Consider the following 22,081-nt stretch of genomic DNA (forward strand, 5'->3'; position numbering starts at 1 on the left):
ACGGGTGCCTCCAAACCTGTCAACGCATGGTCGCGATTATTTTTCTGGCTTCGTATGAAGCGGCTATCTAGGGCGCGGGAACAGCCCCGTCGATGCGAAGGAAGCCATCTTTGGAAATGATCGCTATGCCGCCTGTCCTGTTTGCGCGTACCGACGGGCCGCGCCTGGCCTATCGCTACCGGTCCGGCCGGGGACCGACGATCGTCTTCCTGCCCGGCTATATGTCCGACATGGAAGGCAGCAAGGCGATCGCGCTCGACCAGTGGGCTGCGGCACAGGGGCAGGCGATGCTGCGGTTCGACTATGCCGGTTGCGGCGCCAGCGAGGGGCGGTTCGCGGATGGCACGCTGGCCAGCTGGCGTGATGATGCGCTGGCGCTGATCGACATGCTGGTCCAGGGGCCGCTGCTGTTGGTCGGGTCGTCCATGGGCGGCTGGCTGGCATTGCTGATCGCGCTGGCGCGGCCGGACCGGGTCGCCGGGCTGGTCGGTATCGCCGCCGCGCCCGATTTCACCGATTGGGGCTTTACCGATGCGGACAAGGCGCTGCTGGCGACGGAGGGGCGGATCGAGGAACCAACCCCCTATGGCGACGCCCCCTATGTGACCACCCTGGCCTTCTGGGAATCGGGCCAGGCGCATCGGTTGCTCGATGGCGAGATTGCGATCGATTGCCCGGTCCGGTTGCTGCAGGGGCAGTGCGATGCCGATGTTCCCTGGGGCATCGCGGTGCGCGTGGCCGAACGGCTGCGTTCATCCGATGTGCAGACGCTGCTGGTTAAGGACGGCGATCATCGCCTTTCGCGCGACGGCGACATCGCCTTGCTGATTGCTACCGTCACCGCCCTTCTGGATAGCCTCTGATGCCCGTCATCCTGCCCCTCCTGATGTTCATGCAGGCCTATGATCCCGAGGTCGAGGCCGTGATGCGCAACAGTCGCAGGAAGAAGGAGGATGCGGCCGCTGCATCGGCGTCTGCCGCATCCGCGGCGCGTGCGGCGGCGGTACAGGCCAAACCGGCCGCTGCGGACGGCCGCATCCCGGTGCCCGCCAAATATGCCGGCCCTTTTCAGGCCTGCCTCGACCTGGCGGTGGAATCGCCGGACAAGGCGATCGCCTTTGCCGAGAAATGGCGAATCGATGGCGGCAGCTTCTATGCCAGGCACTGCATGGGCTTTGCTCTCACCCGGGCGGAACGCTGGGGCGCGGCGATCGTCGCTTTTGAACAGGCGGCGGATGAGGCCGAGCGTTCCGGCGAAATCGTTCAGAGTGCGCGACTCTGGGCGCAGGCGGGCAATGCCGCATTGGTGAGCGGCGATGCCGCGAAGGCGCGGAGCGACTTCGATGCTGCGCTTGCCCGGGGCCTGCCCGACGGTCTGGAAAAGGGCGAACTGCATCTGGATCGCGCCCGCGCACTGGTGGCGCAGGGGGATAGCGAAGCTGCGCGCGATTCGCTGGACATCGCCTTGGCCCAGGCGCCACAGGATCCGCTTGCCTGGTTGCTTTCAGCCACTTTGGCACGACGCACCGGCGAGATGGCCCTGGCCCAGGCGCACATCGCCCGCGCCGTGCAATTGTCGCCCGACGATGCCTCGGTGGCGCTGGAGGAAGGCAATATTGCCATCCTGACCGATCATGCCGACATCGCCCGTGCCGCGTGGCAGCGGGCTGCAAAGGTCGCCCCCGATTCGTCCGCCGGAAAGGCGGCGACCGACAATCTGGACCGGCTCGACCCTGCACCGCCGGCGTCCAGGCCGGCGGGCTGACCCTATTTCAGGTAGAAGTCGACGGTCGTGACGACGCGCACCTTCTTGTAGGGCGTGTCGCTCGATCCGTCGCCACCTTCGCCATCGCGCGGGTCGATCGAGAAATAGCCCTGGGTCGCGCTCTTGATGCCGCCCACGCCGGCACCCGAATCCTTGGCGAACTGCTCGGCTGCTGCGCGCGCGTCCTTGGTCGCCGCCGCCACCATCGGCGGCTTGAGGCTATTCAGCCTGGTGAAGCTGTAGCGCATCCCCGATCCTTCCTGCAGCGTCACGCCGCGCCGGACCAGGTCGAACTGCTGGGCGACGGCGCGCTGGGCGCGGGCAATGTCGGTGGTGCGCAACAGCATGCGCTGGGTGATGGTGATATTGTTGATGCCGTTGTTGAGATATTGGTTCACCCCCGCACCCACGGGCGTCAGCGCATCGGGCCTGAACCCCAGGCTGGCGAAATAGGCTTTCAATTGCTGGGTATTGGCGTCGATTTCCGCCCGTACCGTCGGCAGGTCGGTGCCGGTCGCCGAATAGCTGATCGACCAGGTGGCAAGGTCGGCGGTCACATCCTTCTCGGCCAGGCCCCGCACCGTGACCGATCGATCCGCCGCCTTGGCGCGCTTGAGGCCATCGCCCAGCAAATACCCACCCGCGACCACGCCGATCGCCAGCAATGCCGCCGAACCCAGAAGCACCTTGTCCCGCATTTCCAGAGCCATGATCGCTTTCCTCTTCCGCCGGGCCGGTCCCGGCCCTATTTAAGGAGCTATCTGCCCATCTACCGATGAACCGTTGCTTTATGGCGACGAACGGAGACAGCCTTGCTCAAATATCTGCACACGATGATCCGCGTCACGGATGTCGACAAGACCATCGCCTTTTTTGACCTGCTCGGGCTCAAGGAAGTCAAGCGCTTCGACAGCGAGGCGGGCCGCTTCACCCTGGTCTATCTCGCTGCACCGGGTGATGAGGACGCGCAGGTGGAACTGACCTATAACTGGCCGCCAGCAGATGGCAGTCCGGCCGAAACCTATGATGGCGGCCGCAATTTCGGCCATCTCGCCTATCAGGTGGACAATATCTACGAGACCTGCCAGCGGCTGATGGACGCGGGTATCACGATCAACCGTCCGCCGCGCGACGGCCATATGGCCTTCATCCGTACCCCCGACAATATCTCGGTCGAACTGTTGCAGGACGGCCGGCTGGACCCGGCCGAACCCTGGGTATCGATGCCCAATATCGGGGCCTGGTAAGCCGATGCCGCAGGTCGTGCGCGTTCCCGTCCTGTCGGACAATTATGTCTGGCTGCTGCATGACGATGCCAGTGGCCAGACCGTCGCGGTCGACCCGTCGGTGGCTGATCCGGTGCTGGCGGCCGCGGCCGAGCGCGGCTGGACCATCGACCAGATCTGGAATACCCACTGGCACCCCGATCATGTCGGCGGCAATGCTGGCATCAAGGTCGCGACCGGCTGCATCATCACCGGCCCCATCGCCGAAGCCGCGAAGATCGATACGCTCGACCGGCAGGTGGGGGAGGGGGACAGCGTCCGCATTGGCGATCATGTCGCCATGGTGATGGCCGTTCCGGCCCACACCGCTGGCCATATCGCCTATCATCTGGCCGATGACGCCATGATTTTCGTTGGCGACACGCTGTTCGCCATGGGCTGTGGTCGCCTGTTCGAGGGTACGGCGGCGCAGATGTTCGCCAATATGCAGCGGTTCAAGGCGCTGCCGGGCGACACGATCGTTTATTGCGCGCACGAATATACCCAGTCGAACGGGCGCTTCGCGCTCACGGTGGAGCCCGACAACAATGCGCTGCGCGATCGCATGGCGGCAGTGGACATGGCCCGTACCCGTGGAGAGGCAACGATTCCCACCACGATCGCGCTGGAACGGGATACCAATATCTTCATGCGTGCCCGCGATGTTGCCGAACTTGCGGAACGGCGCGCCGGCAAGGACGCATTTTAACCCGCCCCTTCCACGGATTTGGCGCTATCATGGCGTCTTGTTTGTAATTGTTTGCAAAGGCATGGCTAGGAGAATCACGATGCGTGCATGGATGTGCCTTGCTCCACTGGCGCTGGCCGCCTGCGCCGGCAACTACCAGCCCCAGCCGCTGACCGAAAAGCAGACGGCGGAAATGGACAAGGCGCTTGCCGGCCTGGTTCCCGGTGAGAAGGTCAACTGCATCAACCGCGAACCGCAGACCAATTTTACCGTCATCAGCGGCAATACCTTGCTGTACCGGGTCAACCGCAAGCTCGTCTACAAGAACGACCTGATCGGCAGCTGCGCCGGGCTGGCGCGGGGCGATACGATGATCGTGCGCACCTGGGGCTCGCAATATTGCCGCGGTGACATCACGACCAGCGCCGATCTGATGACCGGCATCAACACCGGCAGCTGTGCCCTGGGCGATTTCACCCCATATCGCGCCCCGGCGAAATGAACGTCGGCGCGCCCTACGCCTTGTAGAGCGCGTCCAGCCGATCCTGATACCGCTTGCGGATGACATGGCGCCGGATTTTCATCGACGGCGTCAGTTCCTCATTCTCGATCGTGAAGGGCTCGTCGGCCAGAATGAAACGGCGCACCCGCTCGATCACGGACAGGTCGTCATTCACCCGGTCGACGGCCGCGCGCAGCGCCGCGTGATAGGCGGTATCCTGCATGATGCCCTGGATCGACCGGCCATTCATCGCCGCCCATTCCAGGGTCCATTCCGCGTCGGGCACGACCAGCCCGACCAGATAGGGACGTCGGTCGCCATAGACCATGGCCTGGCCGATCTCGGGCTGCAGCGTCAGCATGCCCTCGACCTTCTGCGGGGCGACATTGTCGCCCTTGTCGTTGACGATCAGATCCTTCTTGCGATCGGTGATGCGGATGCGGCCACGATCGTCGATTTCGCCGATATCGCCGGTATGCAGCCAGCCATCCTTCAGCGCCTTCTCGGTCTCTGCCGGATTGCGCCAATAACCGTGCATCACCAGCTCGCCACGCACCAATATCTCGCCATCCTCGGCGATCTTGACCTCGACCCCGTCCAGCGGCGGGCCGACCGTATCCATGGCGATGCCGGCGGCAGGCCGGTTGCAGCTGATCACCGGACCGGCTTCGGTCTGGCCATAGCCCTGGAGCAGGGTTAGCCCCATCGCATCGAAGAACAGGCCGACATCCGGGTTCAGCGGTGCACCGCCCGATACCAGCGCCTTCATCCGCCCACCGAAGCGCGCGCGAATCTTGGGGATCAGGGTGCGCGCCAGCAGCGCCTTGATCGGCAGATCGACGAAGGACGACTTGCCCTGCTGCTCCTTGGCGGCGATGCGTAGCGCCTGGTGCAGCAGATAGGTCGGGAACTTGCCCTGTTTCTCGATCGACTTGATGATCCGGGTGCGCAGCACCTCGAACAGGCGGGGCACGACGACCATGATCGTGGGGCGCGTTTCTTCGATATTGCTGGCCAGCTTTTCCAGTCCCTCGGCATAATAGATCTGCCCGCCCAGCAGCATCGGCAGGAACTGGCCGCCGCTATGTTCATAGGCATGGCTGAGCGGCAGGAAAGACAGGAACACTTCCTCGTCCCAGCCGAAATCCTCCAGCACCACCTGCCCTGCGCCTTCGACATTGGCCAGGATCGCGCCATGATGCTGCATCACGCCGCGCGGTGCGCCGCCGGTGCCGCTGGTATAGATGATGCACGCCTGGTCGTTGCGAACGGCGGTCTGGGCCAGGGCGCAGGCATCGACGTCGGCGGGGTGGGCGGCGATCAGGTCGGCCCATAAATGGCATTCATAATTGCCCTGAGGCCCGCGGATCGGCTCCATCGCGATGACCTGGCTCGCCTGCGACCGCAGCACCGCCGGCATCAGCGTGGCGGCCAGCTTGGCGGTCGATACGATCACCGCGCGGGCGCCGCTGTCGGTCAGGATATGCTGATGGTCGCGCGTCGTGTTGGTGGTGTAGGTTGGCACCGTGATGCAGCCCGCCGCCATGATGGCCAGGTCGGCGATGCAGAATTCGGGGCGATTTTCGCTCACCAGCATGACCGGATCACCGGGCTTCAGCCCTTCCGCCTTCAACCCGGCCGCTAGCGCCGCCACCTGGCGCGCGACTTCGGTCCAGCTCAGTGACTGCCACGTCCCCTGTGTCTTGCGCCACAGGAAGGGCGCGTCGCCCTTTTCCTTGGCGCGGGCAAAGAACATGGTGACCAGATTGGGGAAACGTTCGATCGCCCTCACAGGCTCAACTCCTCTTACATCGGCGCGTCTGCCGCGCGCCTGTAGCGCCAGCTGGCTATAGCCCGGCCTTGCCGTAACGGCCATGCACAATAACCGGTTTCAGCGCATATCGCTGCGCCGAATCGGGAAAGCGCGTGCGATTAGGGACGGCTGGACCGGCGTGCAAGCGCAAAAGGGGTCAGTCGAACAGCCCGTCCTGGGCGCCTGCAGGGGGATTGAGGCCCAGATGCTTCCAGCCCGGCCCGTTGAGGCAGCGGCCGCGGGCGGTCCGCGCGATCAGCCCCAGCTGGATCAGATAGGGTTCGACCACTTCCTCGATCGTGTCGCGCGCTTCGGACAGGCCCGCTGCCAGCGTCTCGACCCCCACCGGCCCGCCGCGATAGATGTCGGCGATCATGTGGAGATAGCGCCGGTCCATCAGGTCGAGACCCAGATGATCGACCTCCAGCCGTTTCAGCGCTGCGTCGGCGACCTTGGCATCGACGGTCGGCGCGCCCGCGACATTGGCAAAGTCGCGCACCCGGCGCAGCAGTCGCCCGGCGATGCGCGGGGTGCCACGCGACCGGCGCGCGATCTCGACCGCGCCGTCAGGCGTGATGGGCAGGTCCAGCAGCCGCGCCGCGCGCCGCACCACCAGCTCCAGCTCCTCGACGGTGTAGAATTGCAGCCGCACCGGAATGCCGAACCGGTCGCGCAGCGGCGTCGTCAGCAGGCCCTGGCGCGTGGTCGCGCCGACCAGGGTGAAGCGCGGCAGGTCGATCCGCACCGACCGGGCCGACGGCCCCTCGCCAATCATCAGGTCGAGCGCCCGGTCCTCCATCGCCGGATAGAGCACTTCCTCGACTGCCGGATTGAGCCTGTGAATCTCGTCGACGAACAGGACGTCGCCCTCGTCCAGATTGGTGAGCAGCGCGGCCAGGTCGCCCGACTTGGCGATCACCGGGCCGGATGTCGCGCGGAAACCCACGCCCATTTCCTTGGCGACGATCTGCGCCAACGTCGTCTTGCCGAGGCCCGGCGGGCCAAAGAACAGCACATGGTCCAGCGCCTCGCCACGGGTGCGCGCGGCCTGGATGAAGATGCGCAGATTCTCGCGCGCCGCCTGCTGCCCGACAAATTCGTCGAGCGACTTGGGCCGCAATGCCGCGTCGACATCCTCGGCACGGCGGGCCGGCGTGATCAGGCGATCGTCTTCGCTCACTTCGCCGCCTTCCGCAGCGCCAGGCGGACCAGCGCGTCAAGGCTGGCGCCATCGCCCAGTTCCTCTTCGGCGGCGGCCACCGCACTGCTCGCCTCGGCCGGCTTGAAGCCCAGATTCTGCAGCGCCGACAGCGCATCGGCGGCAAAGCCACCGGCCGGTATCGCGATGATGCCCGGGATGCCCGGCGTACCGGTCGGGGCGGCGCCGATCTTGTCCTTCAGCTCGTTGACGATGCGCTGCGCCAGCTTGGGGCCGACGCCATTGGCCCGCGCGATCATCGCCTTGTCGCCCATCGCCACCGCGCGATGCAGTTCCAGGGGTTCGAGCGCCGACAATATCGCCAGCGCCACCCGTGACCCAACGCCCTGCACATGGGTCAGCAGCCTGTACCAGTCGCGCTCCTCGGCACGGGCAAAGCCGACCAGCCGGATCGAATCCTCGGCCACCAGCATTTCGGTATGGATCGTCACCGCCTCGCCCACCGGACCAAGCGCCGCCAGCGTCCGCGACGATGCGCCGACCAGATAGCCGACCCCGCCGACATCGATGATGGCATGGTCGATGCCCGTGCTGTCCAGCCGTCCTTTGAGTTTCGCGATCATCGCCATTGCCCCATGGTCATGATCTGTTCTTTACAGCCTCTTGCGCCCTGCGCCAGCCAAAAGCGCATGCCCGGTCGGGCACCAAATGGCGGCCCATGCGTAATGCCCGTCGACTGCCCTCTGCCAAAGGATTGAATAGGGATGTTGATGACCGCGCCGATGCTGGGTCCCAAGGATTTTGAATTTCCCGCGATCATGCTGTCGGGCGTGGTCGACCATGGCATGTATCTGCATTTCAAGAATTGCCTGTCCACCGCGCCGCAGCAGGGGCTGGTGGTGGTGGAAATTTCCACCCTCGGCGGCGATCCGGAAATCGCGCGGATGATGGGCGAGGATATCCGCTTCCATTCCGATCTTTACCCCGAACGGCGGCTGGTCTTTCTCGGCAAGACCGCCGTCTATTCCGCCGGCGCCACCTTCATGGGCTTCTTCGCCACCGAAAATCGCTATCTGACGCGCGGCACGCGGCTGATGATCCATGAGCGGCTGATCACCAAGAATATCCATCTCGAAGGGCCGCTTTCCACCTGTATCGCGACATTGAAGGCCTCGCTGCACGAGATCGAGGCGTCGATCGCGATCCAGAATGAGGGCTTTGCCAATCTCATCCTGGGGTCGCAGGTAACGATGGAGGAACTGCTACAGCGCGCGCCGGAAAACTGGTATCTGGAGGCCAATGAGGCGGCCGCGCTTGGCCTGGTCGCGGCCGTGCTCTAATCCGCTTGCGCGGCGGCCCGTTCGGGCCTTTGATGCGCCATGGCCAAGACGCAGAAGCGATCCACCCTCTTCCCCTGGCGCTATGGCATGTTCCTCATGCTGTTGCTGTCGATCGCGCCGCTGGCTCTGTGGCTGCCCTGGCATGAGGCGGTGATGGGCGGGTTTGACCTTGCCGCCATCGCCTTCTGCCTGGCCGCCGTGCCGCTGATCGATTCCGATCCGGCGCAGATGCGGCGCAAGGCCGTGCTCAACGACGTCAATCGCCAGTTGATGCTGCTCCTGACCGGGGTGGTCTGCATCGTCATTCTGGTCGCGGTCGGCGTCGCTGCCAGCGCGCCGGGGCATCCCGACGCCGAGAATATCGCGCTGCTGCTGGCGACCCTCATCATCGCCTGGCTCTTTTCCAACCTTGTCTATGCGATGCACTATGCCCACGCCTTCTACCTCGCCGATGACGCGGGGAAGGATGCCGGCGGGCTCGATTTTCCGGACACGGACGAGCCGGTCTATTGGGATTTCCTCTATTTCGGCTTCACCCTGGGCATGACCTTCCAGACCTCCGACGTGTCGATCACCTCGACCGCGATGCGCCGTACCGTGACGCTCCATTGCTTCGCCGCCTTCGTCTTCAACCTCGGCATCCTGGCCTTCACCATCAATGTCTTGGGCGGCTGAGGCGATGGCTTCATGGCTTGCTTACCAATATCGGCTATAAGCCCGGTCCCATGAGCAAGAGCGCCGATCCCTGTCCTCCATCCGCCGTCAGCCATGGCGTCGGCATCGCCGGCCTGGTCGGCCTCGGCATCTGGACGCTGGTCGCCCGCCATTATGGCATGAACGGGCCGAACGCTGGCCTTGCCGCAGTATTCGCCTGTGGCATGCCGATGGTGCTCTGGTCGCTGCTGGTGGACAAGGTGCATCGCAATCCGTCGACCGGCATGGCCTGGGACACGCCCGCGCGCACCGTCCGCAGCATCATCGACGTCAGCATCGTCAAGATCGCCGGCCTCTGGGCGACCTGGCTTGCCATCGCCGTCTTCTATTGCATCGGCCGCTGGTACTGGACGGGCAATTATCGTCTCTCGATGGATCTGTTCATGGTGGCCGCGCCCTGGCTGCTGCTCTTTTCCATCCCCTATGTCATCTGGGTCGATCGCCGGCTGGTTGAACCGCGCGATGCCAGCTATGCGTTCGGCCAATGGGTGATCGGCGGGGCGGCGGGCCGGGCCGATCGGACCCAGGTCGCCAATCATGCGCGCGCCTGGACGGTGAAGGGCTTCTTCCTCGCCTTCATGATATCGATCGTGCCGGGCAATTTTTCCAGCGTCGTCGAATGGCGGGTGGACGGCATCCTGTCCAATCCGGTGGCGATGGTCGGCTTTCTGGTCGCGATCATGTTCATGATCGACGTCTGCATGGCGACGGTCGGTTATCTGCTGACCTGCAAGCCGCTCGATTCGCATATCCGCACGGCCAATCCCCATCTCGCCGGATGGGTCGCCGCGCTGATCTGCTATCCGCCCTTCGTGATGATGGGGGGCGGGGCGCCGCTCGACTATCATTCGGGCGGCGCGCAATGGGATATGTGGACCCAGGGCCATGGCTGGCTGCAATGGCTGCTGGGGGCCTGGCTGGTCCTGCTCACGGCCATCTACGCCTGGGCCACGGTCGCCTTCGGCATCCGTTTTTCCAACCTCACGCATCGCGGCATATTGACCCACGGTCCCTATCGCTGGACCCGGCATCCGGCCTATCTGTCGAAGAATCTCTTCTGGTGGTTCTCGGCGCTGCCGTTCCTCACCGTGACCGGCAGCTTCACGGACATGGTACGCAATTGCGTACTGCTGGGCGTCACCAATGCGATCTATTATTGGCGGGCGAAGACGGAGGAGCAGCATCTCTCCGCCGATCCCGATTATCGCGCCTATAGCGACTGGATGGCCCGCAATGCCCCGGTGCCGCGCTTCTTTGCCTGGCTGACCGGGCGTAAGCCACTTGCCGAGGCGGAAAAGCTGCAGCCCGCCGAATGACCGGCGGGCTGCGCTAAAATCAGAAGCTTTCCTCGGCATAGACGCGGCTGACATCGCCGCCCCATTCGCCATGATAGCGGTCGAGCAGGCGCTCGGCCGGGGTCTTGCCGGTGGCGATCACCTCATCGAGCGCCGACAGATAGCCGGTCTCATTGTCGCCCGCCGCGTTGAACCGCTGGCGTGCGGCCAGGCCTGAGCGCGCGATGTCCAGCACCTGCGGCGCGATGTCGCGCAACGTGCGCCCACCGGATACCGGTGCGTCCAGGCCCAGCTTCGGCACGGAATCGCGCAGCACCTGCCGCTCCTCCATGCTCCAGTCCTTGACCAGATCCCAGGCGGCGTCGAGCGCGCCCTGGTCATAGAGCAGGCCGACCCACAGGGCCGGCAGCGCACAGATGCGATTCCACGGCCCACCGTCGGATCCGCGCATTTCCAGGAAGCTCTTGAGCCGCACTTCGGGGAAGGCGGTGGAGAGATGATCCTCCCAATCCTTCTCGGTCGGCTTTTCGCCGGGCAGCACCGACAGCTTGCCGTCCAGGAAGTCGCGGAACGAAAGGCCCGCCGCATCGATATATTTGCCGTCGCGATAGACGAAATACATCGGCACATCGAGCGCATAGTCGGCATAGCGCTCGTATCCGAAGCCATCCTCGAACACGAAGGGCAGCATGCCGGTGCGCTGCGGGTCGGTGTCCGACCAGATATGGCTGCGATAGGACAGGAAGCCGTTGGGCTTGCCCTCGGTGAAGGGCGAATTGGCGAACAGCGCGGTGCCGAGCGGCTGCAGCGCCAGCGAGACACGGAACTTCTGCACCATGTCCGCCTCGCTGCCATAGTCGAGGTTGGTCTGGATGGTGCAGGTGCGCAGCATCATGTCCAGGCCCATCGATCCCACTCGCGGCATGTGCCGCAGCATGATGTCATACCGGCCCTTGGGCATGATCGGCAGCTCGGCGCGGGTCTTGTCGGGCCACATGCCCAGGCCCAGGAAGCCCAGCCCCAGCATGTCGCCGACATATTTCACCTGTTCCAGATGGCGGCCGGTCTCGGCGCAGGTCTGGTGGAGGTTGTCGAGCGGCGCGCCGCTGAGTTCCAGCTGACCCGCCGGTTCCAGGCTGATCGTGCCGTCGGCGCCGGACAGGGCGATGATATTCTCGCCCTCGAACACCGGGCTCCAGCCATAGCGGGTCAGGCCGATCAGCAGCGTGTGGATGCCGCCCTTTTCCTCATAGGCCGGGGCATGATGGTCCTTCGTCGAATAGACGAATTTCTCGTGCTCCGTGCCGATCCGCCAGCGATCCTTGGGCTTGGCGCCCTTGGCAAAGGTCGCAATCAGCTGGTCGCGGCTTTCGATGACGGGATCATGTCCGCCTGAGTCGGTTCTGGTGCTCATGCCCCGCCCTTAATCTTTCCCCTTCGCGCGTCAAATCGAGGCGCGAATGCGACAGATAAGGCAGGCCTATCTTCGCTTCAATTGGTTGCGGAAGAAAACCATTAGTCCCAGTCGCCATTCACCGTCATCCAGGCCGCCGTGGCGGCGATCGCGGCGGTCTCTGCACGCAGGATTCGTGGGCCTAGCGATACCGGAACGGCACCGGGCGTCGCCCGGATCGCGTCGCGCTCGACCGGATCGAATCCGCCCTCGGGTCCGACCAGAAACGCCGCCGGGCCGGGATAGGTGCGCAAGGTTTCGTCCAGCGATGCCCCGCCGGTCTCGTCGGCGAAGAACAGATGCCGCTCCGCCGACCAGCCCTTCAGTAGCGCGTCGAGCTTCACCATTTCGGTCAGCTCCGGCAGCGCGGTGCGGCCGCACTGCTCGGCGGCCTCCACCAGATGGGCGTGCAATCGGTCGAGATTGAGCTTGTCGACCACCGCCCGCCGGGTCAGCACCGGCTGCAATCGCGCGACGCCCAGTTCGCACGCCTTTTCCGCGATCAGGTCGATCCGTCCCTTCTTGATCGGCGCGCAGCACAGCCAGAAATCGGGCACCACCTCCGGCGGCTTGGTCTGCTGCACGCATTCCAGCACCAGGTCGCGCTTGCGGATATCGCGCGCGCGCGCAGCCCATTCGCCCGACTTGCCGTCGAACAGCAGCACGATATCGTCCGGCTTCACCCGCATCACGCTGATGAGGTAATGGGCGCCATTGCCGTCGACCGGCACGGCGACCCCTTCGCCCAGCAGCGTTTCGACATGCAGGCGCGGGGCGCTCTGCGGCGGCCAGGCGGGGGTAGCGGTCATTTTGTCTCGTCCATTCCGGCCGCGCTTGTCGTCGGCCCGTTCTTCCCTAAAGAGGAAAGCGCGTTCCCGACAAGCGCGGGACGAACGGAGTTGCAGTGAATCAGTCGATCGTCCCCGACAGCGAAGCGCGCGGCCTGCTCGCGCGCCTGCCGGAAACCCCGCGAATCCTGGCCTCGCTGGCCCGACTCGACCGGCCGATCGGTTGGTGGCTGCTGTTCTGGCCGGGCGCCTGGGCCGTGGCGCTGGCGGGTGGCGCCTTTGTCCGCTGGCCGCTGATCCTCTGGCTGCTGCTCGGCAGCATCGCGATGCGCGGCGCGGGCTGCGTCTTCAACGATATCGTCGACCGTGACCTCGACGCGCGGGTCGCCCGCACCGCCGCCCGGCCGCTCGCCAGCGGGGCGATGTCGGTGAAGGTCGCCTGGGTCTGGCTGCTCGCGCTCTGCCTGATCGGCCTCGTCGTCCTGTTCCAGCTCAGCGGCTATGCGCAGGTCGTGGCCTTGGGCTCGCTGGCGCTGGTCGCGGCCTATCCCTTCATGAAGCGGATCACCGGCTGGCCGCAAGTCTGGCTCGGCATCGTCTTCTCCTGGGCGGCGCTGGTCGGCTGGAGCGAGATTGCCGGCGCGCTGACCCTGCCGGGCCTGTGCCTCTATGCCGGCTGCATCTTCTGGGTGCTGGGCTATGACACCATCTATGCGCTGCAGGACCGGGAGGATGACGCGCTGATCGGCATCGGCTCCAGCGCCTTGTCGATGGGCCGCCATGTCCGGGGCGGGGTGACGCTCTGCTATCTCGTCGCGCTTGCGCTGTGGGCCAGCGCCATCTGGCAGGTCCGGCCGCAGCTGCTGGCGCTGGTCGCGCTGGCGCCGATGGCCGCCCATCTGCTCTGGCAGGTCGGCACGCTGAAGGAAGACGGCACCGATCCGCTCGTCAAATTCCGGTCCAATCGTTTTGCGGGATTGCTGATGTTCCTTGCCTGTCTGGTCGTCGGGAGTGCCGGCGCATGAGCATCACCGGCCTGCCCACCCCCGGTGAGGATTGCTGGCGCATCGAACAGGCGGTGCGCGCCAGCGTGATCGTCGATGCCGACGCCTATTTTCGTCATGCCCGTGCCGCGATGCTGAAGGCGAAGAAGCGGATCATGCTGATCGGCTGGGATTTCGACGCCGCGATCAGCCTGATCCGCGAAGACCAGGCCGATGATGGCGCGCCGGTGGTGATCGGCGACTTCATCAGCTGGCTGGTGGAACGCACGCCGGACCTGGAAATCTATCTGCTGCGCTGGGACATGGGCGCGATGAAGTCGATGGTCCGGCCGACCAACCTCTTCACCACGCTCAAATGGATGGCGCATCCGCGTGTCACGGTGAAGCTGGACGGCCATCATCCGCCCGCCGCCTCGCACCATCAGAAGATCGTCGTGATCGACGATTGCTTCGCCTTTTGCGGCGGCATCGACATGACCGGTGACCGCTGGGACACGCGCCATCATCGTGATGAGGATCCCGGTCGCCGCCATCCCGACGGCTCGCCCTATGGCCCCTGGCACGATGCGACGACCGCCTTGCAGGGGCCGGTGGCGATGGCGCTGGGCGACCATGCCCGCGCCCGCTGGGTCGGTGCGGGCGGCGATGAACTGGCCCCGGTCGAGGGCGAATATGATTGCTGGCCCGATGCGCTGCCGGTCCATTTCGAGCATGTCGACGTCGCCATCGCCCGCTCCGCGCCAAAGATGGACGATCAGGAGGAACTGATCGAGATCGAGCAGCTCTATCTCCACCAGATCGGGGCCGCCCGGCACTGCATCTATGCCGAAAGCCAATATTTCGCCTCGCGCCGCATTGCCGAGGCGATCGCCAGGCGGCTGGGTGATCCGGACGGGCCGGACATCGTCATCATCAACCCGCTCCAGGCCGATGGCTGGCTGGAACAGCAGGCGATGGACACTGCCCGAGCCCGCCTGTTCGAAGCGCTCAAGGCGCGCGACCCGCATGGCAAGCTGCGCATCTATCACCCCTTCACCACGCGCGGCGCGCCCATCTATGTCCATGCCAAGGTCTTGATCGTCGACGATCGACTGATCCGCGTCGGATCGTCCAACATGAACAACCGTTCGATGCGGCTCGACACCGAATGCGACGTGGTGATCGACACCGCGCTGCCCGGCAATGATGGCCGGCAGGAAACCATTCTCGCCATTCGCGACGACCTGATCGCCGAGCATCTCGATTTGCCGCGCGAGCGCGTGTCGGCGGTGATCGCCCAGCGCGGCCTGATCGCCGCGATCGAGGAATTGCGCACCAAGCCCGGCCGCACCCTGCGCCCCTATGAGGTGCCGGACCTTGCCGATGTCCAGGCCTGGCTCGCCGACAATGAGGTGCTCGATCCCGAAGGGCCGGATGAGATGTTCGAGCCGGTCAGCGAACGCGGCCTGTTCCGCCGGATGAAGGGCTGGTTCGGCCGGAGCTAGAGCATTCTGAAGTCGGCTGGAACAGCCGACGACTCGCAGAATGCGGCAATCAAAAGAAAATTAGAGCATCCTCCAATTCAACCTAATCAGAGGATGCTCTAAAGGGCGGCGAGGGCGGTGGCGATCCGCTCCGCCGCAATCGCAAACCCTTCGGCCTGCTGCGCGAAGCCCAGCCGCATATGCGCCGGCTGCCCGAAACAGTCGCCCGGCGCCAGCAGCACGCCCTGCGCCGCCAGCGCTTCGCACAGCGGCCGGCTGTCGCGCCCGTCGCCCAGCCAGGGGAAGGCGGTGGTGCCACCCTGCGGCCGCACCCATTGCAGCTTGCCATTGGCTTCCGCGATCAGCCGGTCGAGGACAGCGATGTTGACAGTCGCAACGGCCTTCAACCGATCGGTAATGGCTGCGCTGTGCTGTAGCGAATGGGTCGCCAGCCACTCCAGCAGGGGCGAACTGCTGATCGTGAAATAGCTGCGCGCGTCGATGATCCGGGCACGCTGGGCATCGTCGGGTGCGATGATCCAGCCCATCCGCAGCCCCGGCAGCGACAGCGCCTTGGACATGTCGCTGGTGACATAGGCGTTGGGGATGCCGGCGGCCGATTGCTGCGGCGCGCCGAAATAGAGCGGATGATAGACCTCATCGACCAGCAGCGGCACGCCACGCTCGGCCAGCGCCGCCGCCAGCCGTGCGATCTCCGCGCGCGGCATCACCGATCCGCTGGGATTATGCGGCGTGTTGACCACGACGCCGGCGGTGTCGCCATCGACCAGCGCCAGGATCGCATCCACATCCTGCGCAAAGCCGGTCTCGCGGGTCAGCGCATAGTGCCGCGTTCCCAGCCCCCAGGCCTGCGCCATCGCCGCATAGGCCGGATAGCCCGGATCGGGCATCAGCATATGCGCGCCCGGTCGCGCGGCGAGGCAGAAGAAGATCGACAGGGCCTCCGACGATCCGGTGGTCACCACCACCCTGTCAGCTTCGCTGTCATGAAAGGCGGCGATCGCCGCGCGCAACGCCGCGCTCCCCTCCGGCGGGGCATAGCTTAGCACGGTGTCGTCGATCGCCAGCGGCGCGTCGCCCAGCGCGCAAATCTCCGCCACGCTCCAGCGCGGCCCGGTACTCGACGCCAGATTATAGGCGATCGGCGGCGTCGCGAAATCATAGGCCGACAGCCAATGGTCGAGGGCAAAGGGCGGCAGGTCCATGGCACAACTCCGTGATCAGGCCACCAGCTTCGCCAGCCGCCGCGCGGGAGCAAGGACCGGTTGCGCGGCGCTGGCCTTAGCCGCGCTTCTTGCGCTTGCTTCTCGCTGGTACGGCATGTGCTTCGAGCTGTGCCAACAGGTCGGCCGCCGCGACTGGCTGCAGATAGCGTTTGGGGATCACCCAATAGAGCTGCCGGGACAGATAGAGCTGCAAGACATCATCCGCGTCGTGATAGGCATGGAATTGCGTCCAAAGCATTGTCGCCTGGCTTATCTGCGATTCGAGGCGGATATGCTGTTCGTCCCAGCTATAGTGCATGGCTCCTTGCAGCCCTGCTTGTTCCTCGAATTGCCGTCGCGCAGCACGGGGGATGAAGATCGCGTAATTGCCCCATAGGATGGCGATCCCCGCAGTAAGGCCGCCGATCGGCACGATGTTGTCCGACCAGCTTCCCAAGACCTGCGGCCCGGCCAAAATTGCGATGGCGATGATGGCGACAATCAAGACGCTCAAGACCGGTATGAACCATTGCAAGAAGCGTAGGCTACCAAGATAATGATGACGCGCAGCGGCAGCGACATCATCGGCGGTCAACTGGACTGTTGTTTCATGTTGCATCATTGCGCCGCCAGCAGCGCCTCGGCGCCGTGCAGGTTGACCGACACCAGCCGGCTGACGCCGCGCTCCACCATGGTGACGCCGAACAGCCGGTGCATGCGCGCCATCGACACCGCATTATGGGTGACGATCAGGTATCGGGTCCGGGTCTGCGCGACCATCGCGTCGAGCAGGTCGCAGAAACGCTCGACATTGGCATCGTCCAGCGGCGCGTCGACTTCGTCCAGCACGCAGATCGGCGCCGGATTGGTGAGGAACAGGCCGAAGATCAGCGCCACCGCAGTCAGCGCCTGCTCGCCGCCCGACAACAGGGTCAGCGCCGCCAGCTTCTTGCCCGGCGGCTGGGCCATGATCTCCAGCCCCGCCTCCAGCGGATCGTCGCTGTCGATCAGTTCCAGATGCGCCTGGCCGCCATTGAACAAAGTGGTGAAGAGCCGACGGAAATGGCCGTCCACGGCCTCGAACGCGGCGAGCAGCCGCTGCCGCCCCTCGCGGTTGAGGCTGCCGATCGACCCGCGCAACTGGTTGATCGCCTGGGTCAGTTCCGCGCTTTCGGCCCGGCTGGTCGCCTGGATCGTCTCCAGCTCCTCCAGCTCCTGCGCCGCGACCAGATTGACCGGGCCGATCCGCTCCCGCTCGGCCGAGAGGCGATCATGCTCGGCCTGCTCGCTCTGGGCGATGCGGATGTCGGCGCTGGGAAAGCCCAATTTCTCCGGCAACACCGGCGGCGGGCATTCGAACCGCTCGCCCGACAGGCGATTGGTCTCGATCCGCCGCTCGTCCGCCGCCTCTGCCCGCGCCACCGCCGTCGCCCGCGCCTCGCGCGCGCCGGCCAGTGCCTCGCCGGCGTCGGCCGCGTGCTTCTCGGTCGCCTTCAGCGTCGCTTCGGCCTCGATCTCCGCGCGGCGGGTCTGTTCGGCGCGCTCGACCTGCGCCTCGCGTTCCTCGGTCAGCGTGGCGATGCTGGTGCCCAGTGCCTCGGGCTGGCCCTCGATCGCGGCGCGCTCCTGCGCCACCGTCTCGCCGCGCGACGCCATGGCGGCGATGCGCTTTGCCGCCTCGCCGGCGCGGGTGTTCCAGCCCTTGGCCTCGGCATCGGCCGCCGCCATGCGCTCGCGGTCGCTCGACAGCGCCCGGTCGGCCAGCGCCTGGTCGGCCTGCAACTGGCTGACGGCCATGCGGGCCTTCTCGCTCGCCTGCGACAGCGCCGCCACCTGCGCGCGCGTCTCGGCGCCATCGGGCAGGGCGGCCCGCGCGGCCGACGCCTTGTCATGCTCGACCTGGGCCATTTCCTGATCGCGCCGGGCCTCGGCCAGCCGTTCCTCGATCGCCTCGCGCCTGCCGCTCAACCGCTCCAGCGCGCCCGCCGCCTCGTCCGCCGCGCGCAGGGCGGCGCGCAACCGCTGGTCCGCATCGCTCAGTTTGGTGCGGCCGGCCGCCAGCGCATCCGCCGCCGCCTTCTCGCGCCCGCCAGCCTCGGCCTGTTCCGCCTGTGCCGTCTCGACCGCCTGCGCCGCTGCCGGACGCGCAGCATCGATCGCCTCCAGCCGGTTGATCCGAATCAGCCGTTCCGCTGCCGCCGCGCCGCCCTCAACCGCGGCATAGCCGTCCCAGCGTCGCAATTGCCCATCCAGCGTCACCAGCCGCTGGCCGACCTGCAGCGCCTGACCACTGTCGTTCTCCACCACCGCCACCTGCGCCAGCCGCCGCGCCAGTGCCTCGGGCGCGGTCACATGGGCCGCCAGTGGGCTGGCGCCGTCGGGCAAGCTGGGATCATCCTTCAGTGCCGCAGCCCCCGCCCAGCGACGCGGCCCCTCGGCCCCGATAGGCGCCTCCAGATCATCGCCCAGCGCCGCCGCCAGCGCCCGCTCATAGCCCGGCGCCGCCTTCAACTGGTCGAGTGCCCGCGCCCGGCCGCTGCCACCGACATCGATCGCCTTGCGCAGCGCCGTCGCCTCGCTGTCCAGCGCCGCCAGCGCGGCCCGCGCCGATGCCAGCGCGGCTTCCGCTGATGCTCGCGCCTCGCTCGCCGCCTGCCGCTCCGTCTCGGCTGTCGCGATCGCCGCCTCTGCCGCCTCGCGATCGGCATTGGCGCGGACCTGCGCCACCGCCGCCTCGTCGCGCTTTGCTTCCAGCGGCGCGGCATCGGGCAAGGCCGCCGCCTCCCCCTCCAGCCGCCGCATCGCCTGCTCCGCCCGGCTCAGCCGATCGCGCGCCGCCGCCAGCGCCGCTTCGGCCACGCGCAATTCGGCCTGCTCGCCCGCCTGCTTGGCCATCGCCTTGGCCAGCTCCAACTCGGCATCGCGGGCCGAATCCTCAGCCCGGGCGATCCGCGCGGCGAAATCGGGGCGCATCGCCTCGGTCTGCGCAATCCGGGCTTTCAGGTGCGCGACCTCGGCGGTCAGCCGCGCGATCGCTTCGGCCGCGTCATTGGCCAGCGTGCCCTCGCGCTCGCGATCCTCGTCCAGTCGCGCTGCCTGCTGCGCCAGGTCATGCAGCCGCCGCACAACCCCGTCGCGCTCGGCCTTCAGCGTGTTGAGCTGGTGGCCGGATTCGCTGGCGGCATCGCGCGTCGCCAGGGCTTCGGCCCGCCGCTCGGCCAAGGCTGTCACCGCGGCACTGCTATGAACATTGGCCGCCGTCAGGGCTTCCTGCGCCGCGCCCACGGTTGCCTCGGCCAGCTTTGCCTCGGCCCGCGCCGCTTCCGCACTGGCATTGGCTTCGCGCCAGCGGGCGAAGATCACCCGGCCCTCGGCTATGCGGATCTGTTCGGACAGGCGGATATAGCGTTCCGCCGCGCGCGCCTGTCGCCGCAAATTGCCGGCACGACTGTCCATGTCGGCCAATATCTCGTCCAGCCGGGCCAGATTGCCCTCGGCCGCGCGCAATTTCTGCTCAGCATCCTTGCGCCGGACATGCAGGCCGGCAATGCCCGCCGCCTCTTCCAGCATGGCGCGCCGTTCCTGCGGCCGCGCGGCGATGACGGCGGCGATCCGTCCCTGGCTGACCAGCGCCGGGCTGTGCGCGCCGGTGGCGGCATCGGCGAAGATCAGCGCCACATCCTTGGCGCGCACATCCCGGCCATTGGCGCGATAGGCGCTGCCCGCGCCGCGCTCGATCCGGCGCGTGACCTCCAGTTCGCCATCGGCGCCGACATCGACCGCGTTGAACAGCTCGCCCTGTTCCTGGATGGTCAGCAGCGACACTTCGGCAAAGTCGCGCTGCGGCCGGCTGGTGGTGCCGGCGAAGATCACATCCTCCATGCCGCCGCCGCGCATCGACTTGGCGCTGGATTCGCCCATCACCCAGCGGATCGCTTCCAAGAGGTTGGACTTGCCGCAGCCATTGGGGCCGACAATGCCGGTCAGGCCCGGCTCGATGCGCAATTCGGTCGCATCGACGAAGCTCTTGAAGCCCGAAAGCTTGAGCCGCTTTATCTGCATGGGGAAACGCCGGGGCAGGGTGCCGCCCCGGTCTGCTTGGGCCTCAGGCCTTCAGATGTCGCCCCCCCTTGCGCCAATCAGATACCCGCTTCCTTGAGCTTGTTCTTCAGCACCGGCCAGGACGAGGCATTCTCGACCACCACCCCGTTCATCAGGAAGGTCGGCGTGCCGGAGATATTATATTGGGCATTGGCCGCCTCGACGCCCTTGGCCAGCTTCTCGGCAGTCGCCGTGTCGGCCAGGCACTGCTTGGCCTGGTCCTCGGCAATGCCGCGCTGCTTGGCATAGTCGACCAGGCCCAGCGCATTGGCCAGCTGGCCGAAACGCTGCGCCGGCGGGGCCGATACCATCGCCTGATAGGGGGCGTCGCCCAGGCTCTGCGCCTTTTCGAACATCGCGCTCTGGTTGGCGAAGAACTGTTCCGACAGCGGATAGTAGATGTCCTTGCCGCCGCAACGGGCCAGCAGTGCCGTCGTGATGTCGATCGGGTCGCGGACATAGACGCGGAATTCGTAGCTGATCTTGCCGCTATCGACCATCGCTTTGAGTTCCTGCGACGATTCATGGGCGAAGTCGCGGCAATGGCTGCAGGTGAAGGAGCCATATTCGACCAGCTTCAGCTTGGCGGCGGGATTGCCCATCACGAAATTGCCTTCGGGCGTTTCGGCGACGGTTTCCGACCAGCTGGTGCCGGTGGGGGGGGCCACGGCGGCGATCGGCGCGGCGGCGGACGCATTGCCCTCATCCTTCTTGCCGCAACCGGCAAGCGTCAGGGACAGGGCGATAAGGGCAAGGCCGGGCAGAGCGGTGGAGGACAGGGCTTTCACGACGGGCGACGCTCCGAATTATGGATAGTTGGGGGTGGTTTAGATCAGCGGGCGGCTGCGGGCAATGCGGCCTTGAGGATCTCCCAGGTCGATCCCTGGACCAGCGTGCCGTTGACGACGAAGCCGGGGGTGCCGGTGATCTTGACCTTGTTCCACGCCTCGTCGGTCATCGCCAGGACCGCCTTTTCCGACGCCGGGTCGGCGATGCAGGCGTCGAGCTGCGCATTGGTGAAGCCGCGCTTGTTCATCAGCGTATAAAGGCCGGTCTTCTGGCCGATGTCGCGCAGCGCCGCCTTCTGCTCGGTCGGCTTGGCCGCACCTTTGTCATAGGCCATGATCTGCTCCATCCAGGCATCCTGGTTGGCGAACAGCGCCTCATGATTGCCCATGAAGCGCTTGGCGCCGCCGCAACGGGCCAGCAGCGCGGCGGTCAGGTCATATTTGTCGCGCACTGCGTTGCGCACCTCGGCGCTGACCTTGCCGCCCTTCACATAATCGGCCTTCAGCGACGGTGTCGCCTCATTCACGAAATGGGCGCAATGGCTGCAGGTATAGCTCACATATTCGACCAGCTTGGTCGGCGCGGCGGGATTGCCCATGACATGGCCGCCGATCGGCGAACGCACCACCTGCGCGACCCAGTTGGGCGCGGCGGCGACGGCGATGGCGGGAACGGCGATCAGGGCAAGCAGGGAAAGGCGGAACTTGGTCATGGGA

General features: G+C 66.0%; 21 protein-coding genes. 10 read left to right on the top strand and 11 right to left on the bottom strand.

Annotation, left to right across the window (positions count from 1 at the left end):
* The first annotated feature begins 116 nt into the window (after positions 1 to 116).
* On the top strand, positions 117 to 863 hold the full coding sequence (locus PMI04_RS00770) for an alpha/beta hydrolase (protein ID WP_037485452.1): 747 nt from the start codon (positions 117 to 119) through the stop codon (positions 861 to 863).
* Complete coding sequence (locus PMI04_RS00775) at positions 863 to 1,765, top strand: tetratricopeptide repeat protein (RefSeq protein WP_007705865.1); 903 nt, start codon at positions 863 to 865, stop codon at positions 1,763 to 1,765. Before PMI04_RS00770 ends, PMI04_RS00775 begins: the two co-directional genes overlap by 1 nt.
* Before the next feature lie 2 nt (positions 1,766 to 1,767).
* On the opposite strand, the gene PMI04_RS00780 is transcribed toward PMI04_RS00775, so the two are convergent.
* Complete coding sequence (locus PMI04_RS00780; RefSeq protein ID WP_007705862.1) at positions 1,768 to 2,475, bottom strand: SIMPL domain-containing protein; 708 nt, start codon at positions 2,473 to 2,475, stop codon at positions 1,768 to 1,770.
* Positions 2,476 to 2,577: 102 nt separating this feature from the next.
* Between PMI04_RS00780 and PMI04_RS00785 the strand changes: the two genes are divergently transcribed.
* The 3 genes from PMI04_RS00785 to PMI04_RS00795 all read left to right on the top strand — a co-directional run bounded on the left by PMI04_RS00785 (position 2,578) and on the right by PMI04_RS00795 (position 4,220).
* A complete protein-coding gene (locus PMI04_RS00785; protein WP_007705860.1) occupies positions 2,578 to 3,012 on the top strand; it encodes a VOC family protein in 435 nt (144 codons plus the stop codon).
* Between the two features lie 4 nt (positions 3,013 to 3,016).
* The gene (gloB, locus tag PMI04_RS00790; RefSeq protein ID WP_007705857.1) at positions 3,017 to 3,739 is read left to right on the top strand and encodes a hydroxyacylglutathione hydrolase; all 723 of its coding nucleotides are present in this window, start codon (positions 3,017 to 3,019) and stop codon (positions 3,737 to 3,739) included.
* 79 nt (positions 3,740 to 3,818) lie between these two features.
* A complete protein-coding gene (locus PMI04_RS00795) occupies positions 3,819 to 4,220 on the top strand; it encodes a hypothetical protein (RefSeq protein WP_007705854.1) in 402 nt (133 codons plus the stop codon).
* A 13-nt stretch (positions 4,221 to 4,233) separates the two neighbouring features.
* Here PMI04_RS00795 and PMI04_RS00800 read toward each other — a convergent pair whose 3' ends face one another.
* From PMI04_RS00800 to ruvA, 3 genes are all read right to left on the bottom strand, one after another.
* A complete protein-coding gene (locus tag PMI04_RS00800; RefSeq protein WP_052028032.1) occupies positions 4,234 to 5,976 on the bottom strand; it encodes an AMP-dependent synthetase/ligase in 1,743 nt (580 codons plus the stop codon).
* Between the two features lie 214 nt (positions 5,977 to 6,190).
* Positions 6,191 to 7,213: a Holliday junction branch migration DNA helicase RuvB gene (gene ruvB / locus PMI04_RS00805; RefSeq protein WP_007705850.1), complete on the bottom strand. Its 1,023-nt coding sequence runs from the start codon at positions 7,211 to 7,213 to the stop codon at positions 6,191 to 6,193.
* Positions 7,210 to 7,815: a Holliday junction branch migration protein RuvA gene (gene ruvA, locus PMI04_RS00810; RefSeq protein WP_037485461.1), complete on the bottom strand. Its 606-nt coding sequence runs from the start codon at positions 7,813 to 7,815 to the stop codon at positions 7,210 to 7,212. The genes ruvB and ruvA overlap by 4 nt, the downstream gene beginning before the upstream one ends.
* Positions 7,816 to 7,956: 141 nt before the next feature.
* On the opposite strand from ruvA, the gene PMI04_RS00815 reads away from it, so the two are divergent.
* From PMI04_RS00815 to PMI04_RS00825, 3 genes are read left to right on the top strand one after another with little or no spacing between them, the layout of a single operon-like run.
* Positions 7,957 to 8,532, top strand: coding sequence for a hypothetical protein (locus tag PMI04_RS00815; protein WP_007705844.1), 576 nt, complete (start codon positions 7,957 to 7,959; stop codon positions 8,530 to 8,532).
* Positions 8,533 to 8,571: 39 nt separating this feature from the next.
* Positions 8,572 to 9,207: a DUF1345 domain-containing protein gene (locus PMI04_RS00820; protein ID WP_007705838.1), complete on the top strand. Its 636-nt coding sequence runs from the start codon at positions 8,572 to 8,574 to the stop codon at positions 9,205 to 9,207.
* Positions 9,208 to 9,257: 50 nt separating this feature from the next.
* Positions 9,258 to 10,562 carry an isoprenylcysteine carboxylmethyltransferase family protein gene (locus PMI04_RS00825; protein WP_037485449.1) on the top strand — a complete coding sequence of 435 codons (1,305 nt, stop codon included), beginning with the start codon at positions 9,258 to 9,260 and terminating at the stop codon, positions 10,560 to 10,562.
* A 19-nt stretch (positions 10,563 to 10,581) separates the two neighbouring features.
* Here PMI04_RS00825 and PMI04_RS00830 read toward each other — a convergent pair whose 3' ends face one another.
* Both PMI04_RS00830 and PMI04_RS00835 read right to left on the bottom strand, forming a co-directional pair.
* Positions 10,582 to 11,955, bottom strand: coding sequence for a glutamate--cysteine ligase (locus PMI04_RS00830; protein ID WP_007705830.1), 1,374 nt, complete (start codon positions 11,953 to 11,955; stop codon positions 10,582 to 10,584).
* A gap of 101 nt (positions 11,956 to 12,056) precedes the next feature.
* Positions 12,057 to 12,803, bottom strand: a complete 747-nt coding sequence (locus tag PMI04_RS00835; RefSeq protein WP_007705826.1) for a 16S rRNA (uracil(1498)-N(3))-methyltransferase — start codon at positions 12,801 to 12,803, stop codon at positions 12,057 to 12,059.
* 95 nt (positions 12,804 to 12,898) lie between these two features.
* Between PMI04_RS00835 and ubiA the strand changes: the two genes are divergently transcribed.
* Both ubiA and PMI04_RS00845 read left to right on the top strand, forming a co-directional pair.
* Positions 12,899 to 13,807, top strand: coding sequence for a 4-hydroxybenzoate octaprenyltransferase (gene ubiA, locus PMI04_RS00840; RefSeq protein WP_007705823.1), 909 nt, complete (start codon positions 12,899 to 12,901; stop codon positions 13,805 to 13,807).
* Positions 13,804 to 15,270: a phospholipase D-like domain-containing protein gene (locus PMI04_RS00845; protein WP_007705821.1), complete on the top strand. Its 1,467-nt coding sequence runs from the start codon at positions 13,804 to 13,806 to the stop codon at positions 15,268 to 15,270. The genes ubiA and PMI04_RS00845 overlap by 4 nt, the downstream gene beginning before the upstream one ends.
* Positions 15,271 to 15,368: 98 nt before the next feature.
* Here the strand turns inward: PMI04_RS00845 and PMI04_RS00850 are convergent, their stop codons facing one another.
* The 5 genes from PMI04_RS00850 to PMI04_RS00870 all read right to left on the bottom strand — a co-directional run bounded on the left by PMI04_RS00850 (position 15,369) and on the right by PMI04_RS00870 (position 22,077).
* Positions 15,369 to 16,475, bottom strand: coding sequence for a pyridoxal phosphate-dependent aminotransferase (locus tag PMI04_RS00850; RefSeq protein WP_007705818.1), 1,107 nt, complete (start codon positions 16,473 to 16,475; stop codon positions 15,369 to 15,371).
* A gap of 76 nt (positions 16,476 to 16,551) precedes the next feature.
* The gene (locus PMI04_RS00855; protein ID WP_007705816.1) at positions 16,552 to 17,097 is read right to left on the bottom strand and encodes a YcxB family protein; all 546 of its coding nucleotides are present in this window, start codon (positions 17,095 to 17,097) and stop codon (positions 16,552 to 16,554) included.
* Positions 17,094 to 20,537: a chromosome segregation protein SMC gene (gene smc / locus PMI04_RS00860; protein ID WP_007705813.1), complete on the bottom strand. Its 3,444-nt coding sequence runs from the start codon at positions 20,535 to 20,537 to the stop codon at positions 17,094 to 17,096. The genes PMI04_RS00855 and smc overlap by 4 nt, the downstream gene beginning before the upstream one ends.
* Before the next feature lie 77 nt (positions 20,538 to 20,614).
* The gene (locus tag PMI04_RS00865; protein WP_007705811.1) at positions 20,615 to 21,364 is read right to left on the bottom strand and encodes a thioredoxin domain-containing protein; all 750 of its coding nucleotides are present in this window, start codon (positions 21,362 to 21,364) and stop codon (positions 20,615 to 20,617) included.
* 44 nt (positions 21,365 to 21,408) lie between these two features.
* Positions 21,409 to 22,077, bottom strand: a complete 669-nt coding sequence (locus PMI04_RS00870; protein ID WP_007705809.1) for a thioredoxin domain-containing protein — start codon at positions 22,075 to 22,077, stop codon at positions 21,409 to 21,411.
* Between the last annotated feature and the right edge of the window lie 4 nt (positions 22,078 to 22,081).

It is taken from the genome of Sphingobium sp. AP49 (assembly GCF_000281715.2).
In the GTDB taxonomy this organism is placed as follows: Bacteria; Pseudomonadota; Alphaproteobacteria; order Sphingomonadales; family Sphingomonadaceae; genus Sphingobium.